Origin of the sequence: Microbacterium yannicii PS01, assembly GCF_000304335.1 — a bacterium.
GTDB classification, from domain to species: Bacteria; Actinomycetota; Actinomycetes; order Actinomycetales; family Microbacteriaceae; genus Microbacterium; species Microbacterium yannicii_A.
This window is the reverse complement of record NZ_CAJF01000011.1, coordinates 38,887-56,705: the sequence shown is the minus strand read 5'-3', so window position 1 is coordinate 56,705 and position 17,819 is coordinate 38,887. Positions and strand designations below refer to the sequence as shown.

General features: G+C 70.8%; 15 protein-coding genes. 8 read left to right on the top strand and 7 right to left on the bottom strand.

Annotated features, from left to right (window positions below; all coding sequences use genetic code 11):
* Window positions 1-111 precede the first annotated feature (111 nt).
* Together WYM_RS08255 and WYM_RS08250 are read left to right on the top strand one after the other, a co-directional pair.
* Window positions 112-996, top strand: coding sequence for an ABC transporter ATP-binding protein (locus tag WYM_RS08255; protein WP_019180359.1), 885 nt, complete (start codon window positions 112-114; stop codon window positions 994-996).
* Entirely contained in the window at window positions 993-2,108 is a 1,116-nt protein-coding gene (locus WYM_RS08250) for an ABC transporter permease (protein WP_019180358.1), read from the top strand. Before WYM_RS08255 ends, WYM_RS08250 begins: the two co-directional genes overlap by 4 nt.
* An 82-nt stretch (window positions 2,109-2,190) precedes the next feature.
* Here the strand turns inward: WYM_RS08250 and WYM_RS08245 are convergent, their stop codons facing one another.
* A complete protein-coding gene (locus WYM_RS08245; protein ID WP_019180357.1) occupies window positions 2,191-2,601 on the bottom strand; it encodes a VOC family protein in 411 nt (136 codons plus the stop codon).
* 102 nt (window positions 2,602-2,703) lie between these two features.
* Here WYM_RS08245 and WYM_RS08240 point away from each other — a divergent pair, with 102 nt between their 5' ends.
* Window positions 2,704-4,074: a glucose-6-phosphate dehydrogenase gene (locus WYM_RS08240; protein ID WP_019180356.1), complete on the top strand. Its 1,371-nt coding sequence runs from the start codon at window positions 2,704-2,706 to the stop codon at window positions 4,072-4,074.
* An 11-nt stretch (window positions 4,075-4,085) separates the two neighbouring features.
* Here the strand turns inward: WYM_RS08240 and rraA are convergent, their stop codons facing one another.
* On the bottom strand, window positions 4,086-4,553 hold the full coding sequence (gene rraA / locus WYM_RS08235; protein ID WP_019180355.1) for a ribonuclease E activity regulator RraA: 468 nt from the start codon (window positions 4,551-4,553) through the stop codon (window positions 4,086-4,088).
* Between the two features lie 89 nt (window positions 4,554-4,642).
* A complete protein-coding gene (locus WYM_RS08230) occupies window positions 4,643-5,179 on the bottom strand; it encodes a winged helix-turn-helix domain-containing protein (RefSeq protein ID WP_019180354.1) in 537 nt (178 codons plus the stop codon).
* A gap of 58 nt (window positions 5,180-5,237) precedes the next feature.
* Here WYM_RS08230 and WYM_RS08225 point away from each other — a divergent pair, with 58 nt between their 5' ends.
* The 4 genes from WYM_RS08225 (at window position 5,238) to WYM_RS08210 (ending at window position 9,956) form a co-directional block, all read left to right on the top strand.
* Window positions 5,238-6,647 (top strand): MFS transporter, encoded by a 1,410-nt coding sequence (locus WYM_RS08225; RefSeq protein WP_019180353.1) that lies wholly within the window; start codon window positions 5,238-5,240, stop codon window positions 6,645-6,647.
* Between the two features lie 78 nt (window positions 6,648-6,725).
* On the top strand, window positions 6,726-7,889 hold the full coding sequence (locus WYM_RS08220; protein WP_019180352.1) for a type III polyketide synthase: 1,164 nt from the start codon (window positions 6,726-6,728) through the stop codon (window positions 7,887-7,889).
* A 16-nt stretch (window positions 7,890-7,905) separates the two neighbouring features.
* Window positions 7,906-8,610, top strand: a complete 705-nt coding sequence (locus WYM_RS08215) for a methyltransferase domain-containing protein (RefSeq protein WP_019180351.1) — start codon at window positions 7,906-7,908, stop codon at window positions 8,608-8,610.
* A gap of 212 nt (window positions 8,611-8,822) precedes the next feature.
* On the top strand, window positions 8,823-9,956 hold the full coding sequence (locus tag WYM_RS08210; RefSeq protein WP_026059668.1) for an FAD-dependent oxidoreductase: 1,134 nt from the start codon (window positions 8,823-8,825) through the stop codon (window positions 9,954-9,956).
* Between the two features lie 343 nt (window positions 9,957-10,299).
* Here the strand turns inward: WYM_RS08210 and WYM_RS08205 are convergent, their stop codons facing one another.
* Both WYM_RS08205 and WYM_RS19705 read right to left on the bottom strand, forming a co-directional pair.
* Window positions 10,300-11,088: a UbiA family prenyltransferase gene (locus tag WYM_RS08205; RefSeq protein WP_337479466.1), complete on the bottom strand. Its 789-nt coding sequence runs from the start codon at window positions 11,086-11,088 to the stop codon at window positions 10,300-10,302.
* A gap of 152 nt (window positions 11,089-11,240) precedes the next feature.
* Window positions 11,241-13,454, bottom strand: a complete 2,214-nt coding sequence (locus WYM_RS19705) for an ATP-dependent Clp protease ATP-binding subunit (RefSeq protein ID WP_019180348.1) — start codon at window positions 13,452-13,454, stop codon at window positions 11,241-11,243.
* Between the two features lie 176 nt (window positions 13,455-13,630).
* Between WYM_RS19705 and WYM_RS19700 the strand changes: the two genes are divergently transcribed.
* A complete protein-coding gene (locus WYM_RS19700; protein WP_019180347.1) occupies window positions 13,631-15,247 on the top strand; it encodes a M28 family peptidase in 1,617 nt (538 codons plus the stop codon).
* 51 nt (window positions 15,248-15,298) lie between these two features.
* On the opposite strand, the gene WYM_RS08190 is transcribed toward WYM_RS19700, so the two are convergent.
* Together WYM_RS08190 and WYM_RS08180 are read right to left on the bottom strand one after the other, a co-directional pair.
* On the bottom strand, window positions 15,299-16,309 hold the full coding sequence (locus WYM_RS08190) for a GlxA family transcriptional regulator (RefSeq protein WP_019180346.1): 1,011 nt from the start codon (window positions 16,307-16,309) through the stop codon (window positions 15,299-15,301).
* Between the two features lie 263 nt (window positions 16,310-16,572).
* Window positions 16,573-17,814, bottom strand: coding sequence for a glycosyltransferase (locus WYM_RS08180; RefSeq protein ID WP_019180344.1), 1,242 nt, complete (start codon window positions 17,812-17,814; stop codon window positions 16,573-16,575).
* Window positions 17,815-17,819 lie beyond the last annotated feature (5 nt).

Sequence of the window (17,819 nt, the reverse complement as noted above, 5' to 3'; positions counted from 1 at the left end):
AAGACAGCGTCATCCCCTCCTCCCCACGGCGGATCGGATCGGTCTCCACCCCCAGGGGGAGGCCCTTCGAACCGCATCTCCCTAGCCTGATATCGAGCGAAAGGAGACAGGATGCTGCAGCTGAGCGGGATCACCAAGAGCTACGGCGGACGCCGCGTGCTCGACGACGTGTCGTTCGAGGTCAAGCCAGGACGACTGACCGGTTTCGTCGGAGGAAACGGCGCCGGCAAGACCACCACCATGCGCATCGTGCTGGGCGTGCTCGCCCGGGACGGCGGCGCTGTGACGCTCGACGGCACCGAGGTGACGGCATCCGATCGCCGGCGCTTCGGCTACATGCCCGAGGAGCGCGGCCTGTACCCGAAGATGAAGGTGCTCGAGCACATCGTGTACCTCGCGCGGCTGCACGGCTTCTCGAAGACGAATGCCGCGGACCGCGCCACCGCGCTGCTCCAGCAGCTCGGACTCGGCGAGCGCCTCGAAGACAACGTCGAGACGCTGTCGCTGGGCAACCAGCAGCGCGCCCAGATCGCGGCGGCCCTCGTGCACGACCCGCAGGTGCTGATCCTCGACGAGCCGTTCTCGGGCCTGGACCCGCTCGCGGTCGACGTCGTCGCCGGTGTGCTGCAGGAGCGCGCCGCTGCGGGGACCGCCGTGCTGTTCTCGTCGCACCAGCTCGACGTCGTCGAGCGCCTGTGCGACGACCTCGTCATCATCGCCGGCGGCACGATCCGGGCGGCCGGCGCGCGCGACACCCTGCGCGCCCAGCACTCGACCCGCCGTTTCGAGCTCGTCTCCGCGGGCGACGCCGGCTGGCTCCGCGCCGAGCCCGGTGTCGAGGTGCTCGACTTCGACGGCGGCTACGCCGTCTTCGACGCCGACACCGACGAGACCGCGCAGCGCGTGCTGCGCCGCGCCGTCGCCCAGGGCGATGTCGCCAGCTTCGCGCCGCAGCATCCCACCCTCGCCCAGATCTTCAAGGAGGTCATCCAATGAGCACCCCCGTCAAGAGCAGTGCGGCCCCCGCGCACGGGCTGAGCGCCGCCCAGGGCATCTGGCTCGTCGCCGAGCGCGAGATCGGCTCGAAGCTGCGCAGCAAGGCGTTCGTCATCTCGACGGCGATCCTGATCCTGGGCGCCCTGGCGGCCGTGATCTGGGGCGGCTTCGCGGCGTCGAATTCGAGCGGCACCCCGGTGGCGGTCACCCCCGACGCCTCGCAGTACGTTTCCGAGGCCCAGGGCCTCGACGTCACCGACGCGTCGGACCGCGCCGCAGCCGAGCAGCTCGTCGAGAGCGGTGACGTCGATGCCGCGATCGTCGGCGACACCTCCTCGCCGACCGGCTTCACGATCCTCGCCGACTCGGAGGCCCCGACGCAGCTGATGCTGCAGCTCGCGCAGCTGCCGCCGGTCGAGCTGCTCAGTCCCGACGAGGTCGACGGCGCTCTCGGCTACGTCGCTGCGCTGGGCTTCGGCATCGTGTTCCTCTTCGCCGCCTCGATGTTCGGCGGCACCATCGCGCAGAGCGTCGTCGAAGAGAAGCAGACCCGCGTGGTCGAGCTGCTGATCTCGGCGATCCCGGTGCGCTCGCTCCTGGCGGGCAAGGTGATCGGCAACACCATCCTCGCCATGGGTCAGATCCTGCTGCTGGCGGCGGTCGCCGTGGTCGGACTCACGGTGACCGACCAGACGGCTCTGCTGCAGGGCCTCGGGGCGCCGATCGCCTGGTTCGCGGTGTTCTTCCTGTTCGGCTTCATCCTGCTCGCGTCGCTGTTCGCGGCCGCCGCGGCGATGGTGTCGCGCCAGGAAGACATCGGCTCGACCACGACGCCGCTGACGCTGCTCATCATGGCGCCGTACTTCCTGGTGATCTTCTTCAACGACAACCCGCTGGTGCTGGGCGTCATGTCGTACGTGCCGTTCTCGGCCCCCGTCGGCATGCCCATGCGCATCTTCCTCGGCCAGGCGCAGTGGTGGGAGCCGCTGCTGTCGCTGGTCATCCTCATCGCCACGTGCGTGGGCGCGATCCTCGTGGGGGCGCGCATCTACGAGAACTCGCTGTTGCGCATGGGTGGGCGCGTCAAGCTCTCGGAGGCGCTCGCGCGCTGATCCGAGGGCCGGCCCGACGAACGGGAACGGATGCCGCGACCACGTGTCGCGGCATCCGTTCGCCGTCTCAGCTGCGCGTCGATCAGCCGCCCATCATCCGCGGGTCCATGCGGCCCACGGCGATGACATTGCCGGCCGGGTCGCGGAACCAGGCGATGTCGGGCCCTCCCTCGAAGCCGCGAGAGATGCCCTTCTCATCGGTGCCGTAATCCGGATCGGTGTAGATCTTCGTCACGACCCCGCGCGAATTCAGGTCGTCGACGGCTGCATCGACGTCATCCACATCGAAGTTCAGCACCGTGAAAACGGCCGGCTGGTGATCGGGTTTGGGATAGACGAAGACGTGGCCGCCGCCCGGCAAGGCGATGGTGAAGCCACCTCCCATCTCCTCGTACTCGGTGACAGCGAGTCCGAGCGTGTCGCGGTAGAACGTGGCCGCTTCGCCGACATCCGGGACGGCGAAGCTCGAGAACGGTCGGTCGGGTGTGAACATGTCCGCCTCCAAGGTGAGAGTGTCCCCACAGTCACGATCCTCCTGGGCGAATCCCCTGTCCAGAGCCCTCCCGCACGCCGCAAGGCCGGGTAGCTTGGCGGCATGGCCACGGAGACCACGCTTCTCATCCTCGGCGCCACCGGCGACCTCGCCTCGCGGCTGCTGCTGCCTGCCCTCGGCCAGCTGCTCACGCTGGAACCGGAGCGGCGGGTGCGCCTGCGCGGTTCAGGCGTGGAGGACTGGGACGACGCCCGCTGGCGCGAGACGGTGCGCGCGGCGTTCGCGTCCAGCGGCTCGGAGACCGCGTTCGAGCGGGTGGCCGAGACCACCTACGTGCGCGCCGACATCACCGCCGCGGCCGACCTCGAGCGACTGCTCGCCGACCCCGGCGATCGCATCGCGCTGTACTTCGCGGTGCCCCCCGCGGTCGCCGCCGCGGCGTGCGTGGCTCTCGGGGGCGTGGACATCCCGGAGGGAACCGTGCTGGCGCTCGAAAAGCCGTTCGGCGTCGACGAAGAGAGCGCCCGCGCGCTGAATGCGACAGTCGCGAGGCTGGTGCCCGAGGAGCAGGTGTTCCGTGTCGACCACTTCCTCGGCCGCTCCACTCTGCTCAACGTGCTGGGCGTCCGCTTCGCGAATCGCGTGTTCGCGCCGGTGTGGTCGGCCGAGCACATCGAGTCGGTCGTGATCCGCTACGACGAGACCCTGGGCCTGGAGGCGCGCGCCGGCTACTACGACAAGGCGGGCGCGCTGATCGACATGATCCAGAGCCACCTGCTGCAGGTGCTCGCGGTGCTCGCGATGGAACCTCCTACCTCGCTGAACGAGCGCGACCTCCGCGACGCGACCGGCGCGGTGCTGCGCGCCACGCACGTCTGGGGCGACGATCCCGTCGCCTCGTCACGCCGCGCGCGCTACACCGAGGGAACCGTGGGCGAGCGGAAGCTTCCCTCCTACGCCGATGAGCCCGGCGTCGACTCGGCACGTGAGACAGAGACCCTCGCCGAGATGACGTGCGAAGTGCGCAACGACCGCTGGACGGGCGTGCCCATCACGCTGCGCTCGGGCAAGGCGCTCGCCGGCAAGAACGGCGAGATCGTCGTGACCTTCCGGCCGGTCAACCACGTGCCTACAGGCCTGACCGGCGATGCCCCGGGTTCGGTGCTGCGCTTCTCGCTCGGCCCCGACCGCATGGAGCTCGAGCTCAACGTCAACGGGGGCGACGACCCGTGGGAGCTCGAACGCGCGATCCTCGAGGCAGACCTCGGTCCGGGTGCACTCAAGGCGTACGGCGAGGTGCTCTCCGGCATCCTCGACGCCGATGCCGCGCTGTCGGTGCGCGGCGACGCCGCCGAGCAGTCCTGGCGCATCGTCGCCCCGGTCATCGCCGCCTGGCGCGACGGCACGGTGCCGCTCGACGAGTATCGCGCCGGCTCGGTGGGACCGGACGGCTGGCGCCGGCTCCCCTCCTGAGCCGAGTTCGGTCAGCGCTCGACGAGCACGCCGTCGGCGTCGGCCCATACGTGCCGGCCCGGCGCGAACCGGACACCGGCGATCAGCACCTCGACGTCGATCTCGCCGGCGCCCTCCTTCGCGCTCTTGCGCGGATTCGAGCCGAGGGCCTTGACTCCGAGCGGCAGGCCGGCGAGCGCCTCGCGATCGCGGACCGCGCCGTTGACGATGACGCCCGCCCACCCGTTCGCGACAGCCGACGCGGCGATGAGGTCGCCCACGAGGGCGGATTCCAGCGAGCCGCCGCCGTCGACCACGAGGACGGCGCCGCCGCCCGGTGTGGCCAGCACGGACTTCACCAGCGCGTTGTCGCGATGGCATCGCACCGTGCGGATCGGACCGTCGAAGGCCGTGAGCCCGCCGATGTCCTGCAGCTGCAGTGCGAGCGAGTCGAGGTCGTCGCCGCGCTCGTCGTAGAGGTCGGCCGTGGCTGTGCTCATGGACCTCACCGTAGGCGCGCCGGCCGGGCCGCGGCATCCGTCCGGCCGTGAATTCCGCCGATGGTTCTGCCCGCCGCAAGAAGCGCCGGTCAGCGGCCCGCGGGCGGATTGCGGTCGGGATGGAACGCCGTGAACAGCGAGTAGGTCTCGCCGTCGGCGTCGGGGCCGCGCTCCTTGAACTCCTGGGTGAGGTCGTAGAGCCGCTGTTCGAGCTCGGCCTTGTGCTCGGCGTTGAGCTTGAGCCCGAGCCAGGTGGTGTCGAGCTCCTCGTCGGTGAGGCCCTCGATCTGCTGCAGGAAGGTCTCGACGAGCACGGTGCTGCCGCCCGGCATCGACGTGCGCCACGAGAGCCCGGTCGCGCGATACGGCACCTCGCGGGCGCCCTGCGCCCCGGCGCGCTCCGGCTCGGCGGCGAGGTAGCCGGTCGACACCAGGGTACGCACGTGGTGCAGCATCGTGCCCGGGTTCACTTCGAGCAGCTCGGCCAGCTCTTTGTTGGTCCGCGCCTCGAACGCGCACAGACGCAGCACGCGCAGACGCAGCGGAGAGCTCAGCGCCTTCATGCGCGCTTCGGCCTCGGGATCCCCCGGACGAAGCTCCACGCGCTCTTCGCGATGCTCGACCACGTTCCTGAGCCTAGCCAACTGATTGACAACTCTCAATCGGCCGCGCAGACTGATTGACATGTCTCAATCAGAGGACTCGACGGCGGGCGACGTCGAGGCCGGCGTGCTCGCTGAAGCGCGCGCCGAGAGCATGACGCCGGACTCGCGTGCGAGTGCCGAGGACGCCGTCGAGGCGGATCAGGATGCCGCGGCCCCCGCCCCGGTGACCACGGCGCCGAAGGGGTCGCTGTGGCGCGACCGCAACTTCGTCACGATGTGGAGCGGGCAGGCGCTCAGCCAGTTCGGCGCGCAGATCACCGAGCTCGCCCTGCCGGTCCTGGCGGTGCTGACCCTGCAGGCGACCGAGTGGGAGGTCGGGCTGCTCGGCGCCGCTCAGGTCGCCGCCTTCCTGATCGTGGGGCTGCCCGCCGGGGCCTGGATCGACCGCATGCGCAAGCGCCATGTCATGATCTGGGCCGATGTCATCCGAGCAGTGGCGCTGGCCGCCCTTCCCCTGCTCGCGGTGCTCGGCATGCTCGAGATCTGGCACATGATCGCCGTCGCGCTCGTGATGGGCGTCGCGACGGTGTTCTTCGACGTCTCGAACCAGAGCATCATCCCCTCGCTCGTGCGCAGCGATCAGATCGCCGAGGCCAACGGCAAGCTGCAGTCCACCGAGCAGCTGGCGGGCCTGGCCGGCCCGGCCGTCGGAGGATGGCTCGTCGGCGCCCTCGCCGCTCCACTCGCCATCTTGCTGACCGTGTGCACGTACGTCGCCTCGTTCATCGCGCTGCTGTTCACGAAGGATCACGAGATCCGCCGCGCACCCGAGGACCACCAGCCGCTGCTGACCGAGATCGGCGAGGGACTGCGGTGGGTGTTCGGCAACCCGCTGCTGAGGCGGATCGTGGGCACCACCGGCATGGCCAATTTCTTCGGCACCATCGCGACGACCCTCCTGCCGGTCTTCGTGCTCCGCGAACTGGGCCTCACCCCGGTGATGCTCGGCATCGTGTTCTCGCTGTCGGCGGTCGGCGGGCTCATCGGGGCCATCGCGACTCCGCGCATCGTCGCCCGCATCGGCGAGGCGCGCGCCATCCCGCTGAGTGCCATCGCGTTCTGCGTCGTCCCCTTCTTCCTCCCCGCGATCTCGCTCGTGCCGGCGCTAGCCTTTCCGCTGCTGGTGGCCCAGTCCTTCGTGATGAGCTTCACCGTGCTGCTGTACAACATCACGCAGGTCACCTTCCGCCAGCGGATCACTCCGCGGCGGCTCCTGGGCCGCATGAACGCCTCCATCCGCTTCGTCGTGTGGGGCGTCATGCCGGTCGGCGCGCTCATCGCCGGCGCCCTCGGCACCTGGATCGGCACCGTGCCGACGCTGTGGATCGCGGCTGCCGGCGAGCTGCTCGCCTGTCTCTTCGTCGTCATCGGCCCGTTCTGGCGCATGCGCGACCTGCCCGGTGCGCCGGACGACTCGACTCCCGCCTGAGAAGAAAGTTCTTCTACCCGGGCGGCGGATATCGCGCAAGCACTGCCGCCACGGGGCCGGGCGTGATTGGGTGGCTCCATGACGGCCCGCATCGTCTCCATCGGCACCGCGGTTCCGCCGACCCGGCTTCCGCAGGACGGCGTGCGCGAGCTCTTCGCCGCGCAGCCGGGCGTGGACCGGCTCACGCGGCGGCGCATCCAGGCCGTGTTCGACGCCTCAGCGATCGAGCACCGGCACACCGTGCTTTCCGAGCTGGCCGGTCTGCCGCCGGCGCCGGACGCCCCGGCATTCCTCGACGCGGAGCGGGTCGTGCTCGCGCCGACGACCGGACCGCGCAACGACCTGTACACCCGCATGGCACCGGGACTGTGCGCCGAGGCGGCGCGGCAGGCCCTCACGGATGCCGGGCTCGCGGCATCCGCCATCACCCACGTGGTCACCGTCTCGTGCACCGGCTTCTTCGCGCCCGGCCCCGACTACCGGCTGGTGCGCGATCTCGGACTGCCGACCACGACCGAGCGCTATCACCTCGGCTTCATCGGCTGCGCGGCCGCCCTGCCCGGACTGCGGCTGGCGGCTCGCATCACCGACGCGCAGCCCGACGCGGTCGTGCTGGTCGTCTGCGTCGAGCTGTGCTCGCTGCACATCCGGGCGTCGGCCGACCCGCAGCAGATCGTCGCGGCATCCGTCTTCGCCGACGGGGCCGCGGCCGCGATCGTCACCGGCTCGGAGGGTGCACGCGACGCCGGCGGTCTCGACCTCGACCGCTTCGGCACCGCCCTGACCGCCGAGGGAGAGACCGACATGGTGTGGACCATCGGCGATCACGGGTTCGAGATGGTGCTCTCCGCCGAGGTGCCGCGCATCATCGGGCGTGAGATCCGCGCCGCCGTCGACCGCTTCGTAGGCCTGGACGATGCCCCCGATGCCTGGGCGGTCCACCCTGGCGGACGCAGTGTGCTCGACCGTGTGGAGACGGGGCTCGAGCTCGACCCGGCCGCGCTCGAGCGGTCGCGCGGAGTGCTGCGCGACTACGGGAACATGTCGAGCGCGACGATCCTGTTCATCCTGCGCGAGCTGCTGCACGATGACACGCTCGCCGACGGCGCGCGGGTGGCGGGCCTCGCGTTCGGCCCCGGGCTCACCGTGGAGTCGGCGCTCATGACCAAACGCGCAAGCACGACCGCGGGTCGGACGGTGGCCGCGGCTGAGGCCGCCCCTGTCCTGGCCGTTCGCGCATGACCGCGGCGGTGACGCGATGAGCCTCGCCGTGCGCGATCTGGCCGTCGTCGAGCTCATGGACGACCCCGAGTGCGACGCCCGCCGGCTCAAGGCGACGCTGCGCCGCTTCGGCACGGTGAACCGGCTCGTGTCGGGCTGGGGGACGGTGTACCGCACCACCCTCGCGCCGTACCTGGCATCGCTCGGGCGACCCGCGCACGTGCTCGATCTGGGCGCCGGCGGCGGCGACCTCGTCGCACGCCTCTCCGCGCTCGCGGACCGCGACGGGCTCGACGTCACGTGGACGGGAGTCGACCCCGATCCCCGCGCGCACGAGGTCGCCGTGGAGCGCGAGCTGCCCGAGACCGTAAGGTTCCGGTGCGCGGATGCCGCGACCCTCCTCGACGAGGGCGCGCGGTTCGACGTGGTGCTGTCCAATCACGTGCTGCACCACCTCGGTCCGGAGCTCTCGGACTTCGCGGCGGAGTCCCTGCAGCTGTCGCGGGGTCTGGTGCTGCACGGCGACATCGAGCGGAGCCGCCTCGCCTATGCGCTCTATACCGCCGGCATCACCCCGTTGGCGCCGGGTACCTTCCTGCGGACCGACGGCCTGCGCTCGATCCGCCGCAGTTTCACACGCGCCGAGCTGGCGGGCGCGCTCGCCGAGAGGGCGTCGGATGAGTGGCGGGTCGAGAAGCCGGCACCCTTCCGCCTGCTCGCCGTCGGGCGCGGCCGTGGCTGAGGTCAGGGCCATGAGCCGCGGCATCCGTCCCCATCGTCGGCGCGGTGCTCGGGGGACGCGTCCTGCTGCTACGGCGCCCAGGATGCGGCGGGAACCGCCCCCGGAACATCGCGAACCCCGCAGCGCCACTGCTCGGGGGGCAGGTCCTGCGGGCACAGCGCGTGGGAAGCGGCGCGACCTGCCCCGCGAACCGGCAGAAGTCGGGCGCGGCCGTGGCTGAGGTCACCATCGTCGGCGCGGGCCCCGTGGGCATGCTGCTCGCCGGCGAGCTCGCGCGCCGCGGCGTCGAGGTCGACGTGCTCGAGCGGCGGCCCGAGCCCGGCGACGGATCGCGCGCGATCGGGGTCCATGCCCCCGTGCTGGCAGCCCTCGAAGACTCCGGCGTGACGGAGCGACTGCTCGACGGCGCGGTGCGGGTGCGCCGGGGCGAGGCACGCTCGGGCGGGCGGGTGCTCGGCACGGTGCGGTTCGACCGGCTGTCGACGCGGTTCCCGTTCGTGGCGACCCTTCCGCAGGCGGCGACCGAGGCCGTGCTCGCAGAAGGCGCGCCCGAGCCGCTGCGCGGCGCGCACGTCACCGCGCTCCTCTCCCGACCCAACGGCGTGCACCTGCGGGCGGGAGTTCTGGGCCGCCCCGTCGAGCGCACGAGCGGACTGGTGGTCGTGGCATCCGGATCCGGCGGACGCGACCTCGTCTACCGGCCTGGCGCGATCGCCGTGCGCGAGTACCGCGACCGCTATCTGATGACGGATGCCGAGACCGGCGCCCGCGCCGACGCCGAGGTGGCCGTGGTGCACCTCGACCGAGCCGGGGTGCTCGAGTCCTTCCCGCTCCCGGGCGGGAGGCGCCGGTTCGTCACCTGGGACCCGCCGGGCGGCGACGCCGACCCGGCGGCGCGCGTCGAGCGCATGCGGACGGCCCTCACCCGGCGCGGCGAGGAGGCCGAACCCGCCGAGGTCTCGTCGTTCGGGGTGCGTCGTGCGGTGGCGCCGCGGATGCGCAACGGACGGGTGTTCGTCATCGGCGATGCCGCGCACGAGGTGAGCCCGATCGGCGGCCAGGGCATGAACCTCGGGCTGCTCGACGCCGCGACGCTCGCCCCGCTGCTGGCCGAGTGGACGCGCACCGGGCGGGCGCCGGACGCCGAGCTTCGCCGATGGGAGGCCCGGCGGGTGGCCTCGGCGCGGGCGGCGGGACGACTCGCGGCGGTGAACACCGCCCTGGGGCGCGCACTCCCCCGCGCGCTCGACGTGACACGGCGCACCGCGGTGCGCGCGATGCTCACCCCGCCCGCGAGCCGGCTCTTCGCCCACGCGTACACGATGGGCCTCGACGCCGACGCGTGACCCGCCTGCGTGAGCCCTCCCGGAATGCGTGCGCTCTTGCGGCCTGCGTGAGCCCTTGCGGCCTGCGTGAAACCCCCCCCCCGCTGGCTCGCCGACAGGTCAACCAGGCTTCCGCAGGAGGCTTGAGCGCACGAAGCTCCTGTGGAGGGCCGGTTGACCTGTGGGGCACGACCGGCGCCGCCGTGACTTCGCCTCGCGGGGCGGCCTCAGTCCAACCCGGGGCAGAGCCGGGAAGGGCGCCCGTTGCACAGGTCAACCGCGCTTTCACAGGAGATCGGCGAGGTCGAACCTCCTGTAGAAGGCCGGTCGACCTGTTGGGACCGACCGGGCGAGCGAAGCGAGCTCAGCCCGCGAGTGCTCCGCCCGAGGCCACGAGCTGCGCGGCGAGCAGCAGCGACGCGAGCATCACGAGACGGAACAGTACGCGCGACGGCGGCCGCACGACCGCCAGCACGACCGTGGCGACCGCCACCGCCACGACGGCGGCGAAGAACACCCACGACAGCACTCCGACCGCAGCGATGTCGCCGCCCGCCGGCCCGAGCAGCACGGCCACCGCACCGAGGATCAACGCGATCGCAGCGATCACCGCCGAGGCGCGCGGCCCGAGCCGGTGCGGCAGTCCCCGCACGCCGGTGCGCTCATCGTCGGCGAGATCGGGCAGCACGTTGGTCAAGTGCACCGCGGCGCCGAGCACGGCTCCCGCGACCCAGGCCCAGCCGGGAGCGAACGCGGGCTCGGTAGCCGACAGCGTCGCGAGCGACGGGAACGTGCCGAAGCTCACCAGGAACGGCACGAGCGACAGCGGCGTGGACTTCAGCCCGGCGTTGTACGCCCACGCGGATCCGAGGAAGAGGGCATGGGCCGCCAGCATCCGCCATCCCAGCGGTGCCGACAGCGCGAGCGCCAGGAGAAGACAGACGGATGCCGCCACGCACGCGGCCCGAAGGCTCACATCGCCGCGGGCGAGGGGCTTGTCGGTGCGGCCGACCGCGCGATCGCGGGCCGCGTCGAGCGCATCGTTCGAGATGCCGATCGACAGCTGTCCGGCGAAGACCGCGACCGTCAGCAGGACGAGTCGCCATGGCTCCAGCCCGATCGACAGGCCGAGGGCGAGGGCCAGAGCGGTCACGACGAGCGTCGGTCCGGGGTGCGACGACCCCCACAATCCCCGCACCGTCCGCACACTCGATGCTCTCACGCCGCGGCCCCGGTCCGGATTCCACACGGCCCGCACCAGGCGAACCCGCCGAACCCCGACCGCGCGTGTCGTCGGACTCCGCGTCAGTCGTCGAGCAGCTCGGCCTCGATGACCTGATCCTGCTCCTCGTCGCGGGCTTCGGGCGTCGGCGACGGGCCGTCGCTGGTCAGCACCAGCTGCGAGCCGTCGGCCGCGACGTCCACCCGCACGACGTCGCCGTCGCGCACGCCGCCCGAGAGCAGCGCCATCGCGAGGCGGTCCTGGATCTCGGACTGGATCAGGCGGCGCAGCGGCCGCGCGCCGAACACCGGGTCGTATCCGCGCTCGGCCAGCCAGGCCCGGGCGTCGGGGGTCACCGCGAGGGTGAGGCGACGGTCCTTGAGTCGCCGCTGCAGGGCGTCGACGGTGAGCTCGACGATCTGCGCGAGATCGTCCTCGGTGAGCGCCTGGAAGATCACGATGTCGTCGAGGCGGTTCACGAACTCGGGCTTGAACGCCTGCCGGACCAGACCCTGCACCTGCTCGCGCTTCTGGTCGACCGACAGCGTCGGGTCGATGAGGATCGGCGAACCGAGGTTCGAGGTGAGGATCAGGAGGACGTTCTTGAAGTCCACCGTGCGCCCCTGTCCGTCGGTGAGGCGCCCGTCGTCCATGACCTGCAGCAGCACGTCGAAGACTTCGGGGTGCGCCTTCTCGACCTCGTCGAGCAGCACGACCGAGTACGGCCGGCGACGGACGGCCTCGGTGAGCTGCCCGCCCTGCTCGTACCCGATGTAGCCGGGAGGGGCGCCGACCAGGCGCGAGACCGAGTGCTTCTCGCCGTACTCCGACATGTCGATGCGGACCATGGCGTGCTCGTCGTCGAAGAGGAATTCGGCCAGCGCCTTGGCGAGCTCGGTCTTGCCCACGCCCGTGGGTCCGAGGAAGAGGAACGAGCCGGTCGGCCGGTTCGGGTCGCTGATGCCGGCACGCGAGCGGCGGACGGCGTCGGACACCGCCTTGACGGCCTCCTTCTGCCCTATCAGTCGCTTGCCGAGTTCGGCTTCGAGGTGCAGCAGCTTCTCGGTCTCGCCCTGCAGCAGGCGGCCCACCGGAATGCCGGTCCAGGCGGCGATCACCGCCGCGATGTCTTCGTCGGTGACCTGGTCGTTGACCATCCGGTCGCCGGCGGGCTCTTCGCGCTCGGCGTCGACGAGTTGGCGCTCGAGAGCCGGGATCTCGGCGTAGAGCAGGCGCGACGCCTTCTCGAGGTTGCCCTCGCGCTGCGCGCGCTCGGCCTCCATGCGGGCCGTGTCGAGCTTGGTCTTGAGGTCGCCCACGCGGTTGAGCGACGCGCGCTCCCGCTCCCACCGGCCCTGCAGCTCACCGAGCCTCTCCTGCTCGGTGCGGAGGGTCTCACGCAGCGCGGCGAGGCGCTCCTTGGAGGCCTCGTCCTTCTCCTTCTTCAAGGCCAGCTCTTCGAGCTTGAGGCGGTCGACGTGGCGGCGCAGCTCGTCGATCTCGAGCGGCGCCGAGTCGATCTCCATGCGCAGGCGCGACGCCGCCTCGTCGATGAGGTCGATGGCCTTGTCGGGCAGCTGCCGGCTGGGGATGTAGCGGTGAGAGAGGGATGCCGCGGCCACGAGGGCCGCGTCGGCGATGGCCACCTTGTGATGGGCCTCGTACCGCTCCTTGAGCCCGCGCAGGATCGCGACGGTGTCTTCCACCGTCGGCTCGCCGACATACACCTGCTGGAAGCGGCGCTCGAGTGCAGCATCCTTCTCGATGAACTCGCGGTACTCGTTGAGGGTCGTGGCGCCGATCATGCGCAGCTCGCCGCGCGCCAGCATGGGCTTGAGCATGTTCGAGGCGGCGACCGACCCTTCGCCGCCGCCGGCGCCCATGAGCACGTGCAGCTCGTCGATGAAGGTGATGACGCGGCCGTCGGACTCGGTGATCTCTTTGAGCACGCTCTTCAGGCGCTCTTCGAACTGGCCGCGGTACATCGCGCCGGCCACGAGGGCCGAGATGTCGAGCGTGACGAGCTCTTTGTCTTTGAGCGATTCTGCGACGTCGCCTGCGACGATGCGCTGCGCGAGGCCCTCGACGACGGCGGTCTTGCCGACGCCGGGCTCGCCGATGAGCACGGGGTTGTTCTTGGTGCGGCGGGTCAGCACCTGGCTGACGCGGCGGATCTCGCTGTCCCGCCCGATGACGGGGTCGAGCTTGCCCTGACGGGCACGATCGGTGAGGTTGATGCCGAACTGCTCGAGGGCGCTCTGCGCGTCCTCCTGCCCGGGCTGCTGAGTGGCGTTCATATGTCTCCTGAAATCTGCTCACGGTCAAAGTTGAGTCGTGATGGCTCAAGTTTAGCAGGCACTGGATGCCGCGGCAACGGGGAATCGCGGATCACAAAACTCTGGTCATGAGCAATCGAGATGACTAGCGTCGGAGAATCGGCGTCAACGAGGTCGCCGGGTCCGAAAGGAAAGCCATGTCGCTCAAAAAGCACACGGTGGGGGCGGTCGTGGCCGCCTCCGCACTCTTGGCAACGATGGGTCTGGCGTCGCCGGCGTCTGCCGTGCCCGTCGCCGACACCGTCGACAAGCTGACCAAAGCGGTGAAGATCAGCCAGGTCATGAACCACCTGAAAGAACTGCAGGACATCGCCGACGACAACGGCGACCGTGCCGCGGGGCGCCCCGGGTACGCGGCATCCGTCGACTACGTCGTCGAGCAGCTGGAACGCGCCGGGTACACCCCGGAAGTGCAGGAGTTCCCCTTCACGTACGCCGAGGAGAACAACGCTCTCAGCCGTCAGGAGCCCGCCACCACGTGGGTCGACGGGCAGGACTTCCTGCGCAACAACTTCGACACCGGCAGCCCGGAGGGCACCGCGACCGGTCCCCTCATCCCGGTCGATCTCGTCGTCCCCTTCCCCGCGGACGGAATGAGCACGAGCGGCTGTGAAGCCGCGGACTTCACCGGCTTCCCCCAGGGCGGGGTCGCGCTCGTGCAGCGCGGATCGTGCGACTTCTCGCTCAAGGCGCTCAACGCGCAGGCGGCCGGTGCCTCTGCGGTCATCGTCTCCAACGACGGACGCCCGGGGCTCGTGGGCATGATCGGCGCGGCGCCCGGACTGACCATCCCGGCCGTCTTCGCGGCATCCGAGGTGGGAATCGACCTCGCGTCGACTCCGAACGCGCAGGTCACGGTGACCGTCGACTACTTCGCCGAGGAGCGGACGAGCTACAACGTCATCGCCGAGACCGGCACCGGAGATGACGGCAACGTCGTGATGGCCGGCGCTCACCTCGACAGCGTGCAGGACGGCGCAGGCATCAACGACAACGGCACGGGCAGCGCGGCGCTGCTCGAGACGGCGATCCAGATGCAGCGGGTCAAGCCGACGAACACGGTGCGCTTCGCGTGGTGGGGCGCCGAGGAGGAAGGCCTTCTGGGCTCGGAGTACTACGTCGCCGACCTGACGGACGAAGAGGCGAGCAACATCGCGCTGTACCTCAACTTCGACATGATCGGCTCGCCGAACTACTTCTACGGCGTCTACGACGGTGACAACTCCAGCGGCACGGCTCCGGCAGGCTTCATCCCGGAAGGCTCCGCGGCGATCGAGGACGTGTTCGAGCAATTCTACGACTCCAGGGAGCTGCCGTACCAGGACACCGACTTCTCGGGACGTTCGGACTACGGCCCGTTCATCGAGGTGGGCATCCCCGCCGGCGGCCTGTTCACCGGCGCGGAAGACATCAAGACGGCCGACGAGGCAGTGCTGTACGGGGGCGTGCCCGACGCGGCCTACGACCCGTGCTACCACCAGCCCTGTGACAACCTCACCGGGGACGGCCAGGACGAGGCACTGTACGACGCTCTGAACGACGCCTACAAGCGCCGGCTGACAGGCAACGTCAACCGCATCGCCCTCGACGTCAACTCCGACGCGCTGGCGGCGGCTGTCATCACCTTCGCGTTCGACACGTCGAGCGTGAACGGCGCGACGTCGACCGCGACCGGCTCCGTCGAGGCGTTCAGCGCGAAGTCGGCGGGCGGAGCGGTCGATCTCGACGCGCTGCGCGACCGCGCACTGCGATAGTCCACGAGAGACGGCGGAGGCCCGAGCCCGGGCCCCCGCCGTCTCTGCGCGCTACGCGACGGAGACGAGCGCGGCCGGCGCAGACTCGGCGGTCTCGGTCGCCATCCCCTCGCGGGTGCAGCAGAAGCGCGCGCGGTAGGCGGTCGGCGTGATGCCCAGCACGCGGGCGAAGTTCTGGCGCAGCACCGCCGCCGACCCGAAGCCGCTCTCGTACGCGATGCGGTCCAGCCCGAGGTCGGTGGACTCGAGCAGCCGCTGGGCGTGGATGATGCGCTGGCGCGCCAGCCAGGCTGCGGGAGTCGCGCCATGGTCGGCCTTGAAGCGGCGAGCGAAGGTGCGCGGCGACATGTGCGCCTTGGATGCCAGCTGGTCGACGGTGAGGTCGAGGCGCAGGTTGTCGAGCATCCAGTCGGTGACCGGCGCGAGCGACAGCGAGGTCGTGGCGGGAAGCGGCTTGTCGATGAACTGCGCCTGGCCGCCGTCGCGCTGCGGCGGCACGACCATGCGGCGGGCGATCTTGTTGGTCAGCTCGGCGCCCAGCTCCTGCCGGAGCAGATGCAGGCACGCGTCGAGGCCCGCGGCGGTGCCGGCGCTCGTGATGATGCGGCCGTCCTGCACGTAGAGCACGTCGGGATCGACGTCGATCCTCGGGTACATCTCGGCCATCTTCTGCGCGTACATCCAGTGCGTGGTCGCCTTGCGCCCGTCGAGCACACCGGACGCGGCGACGACGAACGAGCCGCTGCACACGCTCAGCACCCAGGCATCGCGCGCGACGGCGGCGCGGATGACGTCGAGCACGCGCTCGTCGGTGTGCGCCCAGTACTGGTGCGGGACCGGCGAGACGACGACCAGGTCGGCCTCGTACGCGAACGAGAGATCGGCGTCGACGTTGATCGAGAAGCCCATCTTCGACGACACCGCTCCGGGATCGGGCGTCACGATGCGGAAGTCGAAATTGGGGATGCCGTCGTCGGTGCGGTCGAGGCCGAAGGCCTCGCAGGCGACGCCGAACTCGAAGGGGGCGAACCCGTCCTGGACGATGCACGCGACGGTCTTCATGGCGACTCCTGTCGGGATGCCGGAGGTGGCAGTTTTCTTACGATGTGTGTCCATCCTGCCACTCGTGGCAGTCATCACGCAAGCGTAGCGTTTCTGCCATGTTCATCGCCATCGCCTTCGCCGTCCTGTCTGCCTTCGCCCTCGCCTCGTCGGTCGTCGCCCTCCGCAAGGACGGCTACCACCGCACGCCGACCGACCTCACCCGCCTGCCCTGACACTCCCGAAACGCGCCGGCCGAGCGCGACTCCTCGAAGCTGCGCAGGTCAGCGGCGCGCGGTGACGCGCTCGTAGACCTCGATCATCGCGGCCGTCCGCGACGACTGCCGGAACCGCTCGCGGATCGAGGGATCGGGCTGGCGCGGTGCTCCGGCGGCGATATCGGATGCCGCGGCCCGCAGCGCGTCGGCCAGCGCCGCCACCGAGGGGTCGGCCTCGCCGCGGTCGAACGCCCCCGCATCGCCCACGGGCCAGAAGCCCGAGCCCAGCTCAGCGCCGAGATCCGGGTCGCTCACCACGGCGGGCGTCCCGAGTGAGGCCGCCTCGAAGATCGTCATCCCCTGCGTCTCGAAGCCGATCGAGGTCTGCACGACGGCATCGGCGGCCGCGATCCGCCGCAGGGTCTCGGCGTACGGCATCCGTCCCGCGAAGCGCACCGTCGCACGCGGGCGAGTGCGCTCGACCAGGCGCCGAGCTGCACGGAGCTGGCCCCCGCCGCCGATCACCTCGACGTCGGCGTCGATGCCCGATGCCGCGACGGCCTCGAGGAAGGGCAGCAGCCGCTTCTCGGGGCTCATCCGTCCGAGCCACACGAATCTCGGCCGTTCCGGGATGCGAGCCTCCTCGGTCGAGGAGAGGGCCTCGTCGAGGAGGTCGTCGTCGATGCCGTTCCAGATCACGTCGACTCCGGGGAAGACGCGGTGCTGCTCGAGGCGGCGCGCGAAGTGCGAGGACGGCGCGGTGACGGCGGATGCCCCGGCGGCGAGGCCGCGCAGGTAGGCCCACCCGTCCGAACCGGTCGCCTCCGAACCCAGGGCCGTTCGCTGCCAAGCGTTGAGCACCCGCAGCACCAGCCCCGGGAACGGGGCGGTCGCCTCGATGCCGACGTCGACGCGGTTGTGCATGGTGTGCACGACGGGCAGACCGTGGCGGCGGGCGAATCGGTGCCCGATGAACGCGCCCCAGAAGTCGGCCTGCACGTGCACGACGTCGACCGGCGGTCGGGAGCGGTCCTTCGACAGGTTCAGGAACCAGGCATCCAGCCGCCGATCCGTGCGGCGGCCCGGCCATGACATCGAATACTCGCGATCGACGGTGATCGGCACCGAGGGGAGGTCGACGTACGCCGGGTCCGCCGGTACCGCACGACCGCGGGCGCCGTGCATCGCCGGCGCGACCATGGTGACGGTGTGTCCGGCCTTCTCGAGGAATCGTCGTTGCAGCCGCATCGAGACCTGCGCCCCGCCGAGGGTCTCGGCGTGCTGGTCGCCGAACATCACGACGTGCACGAGCC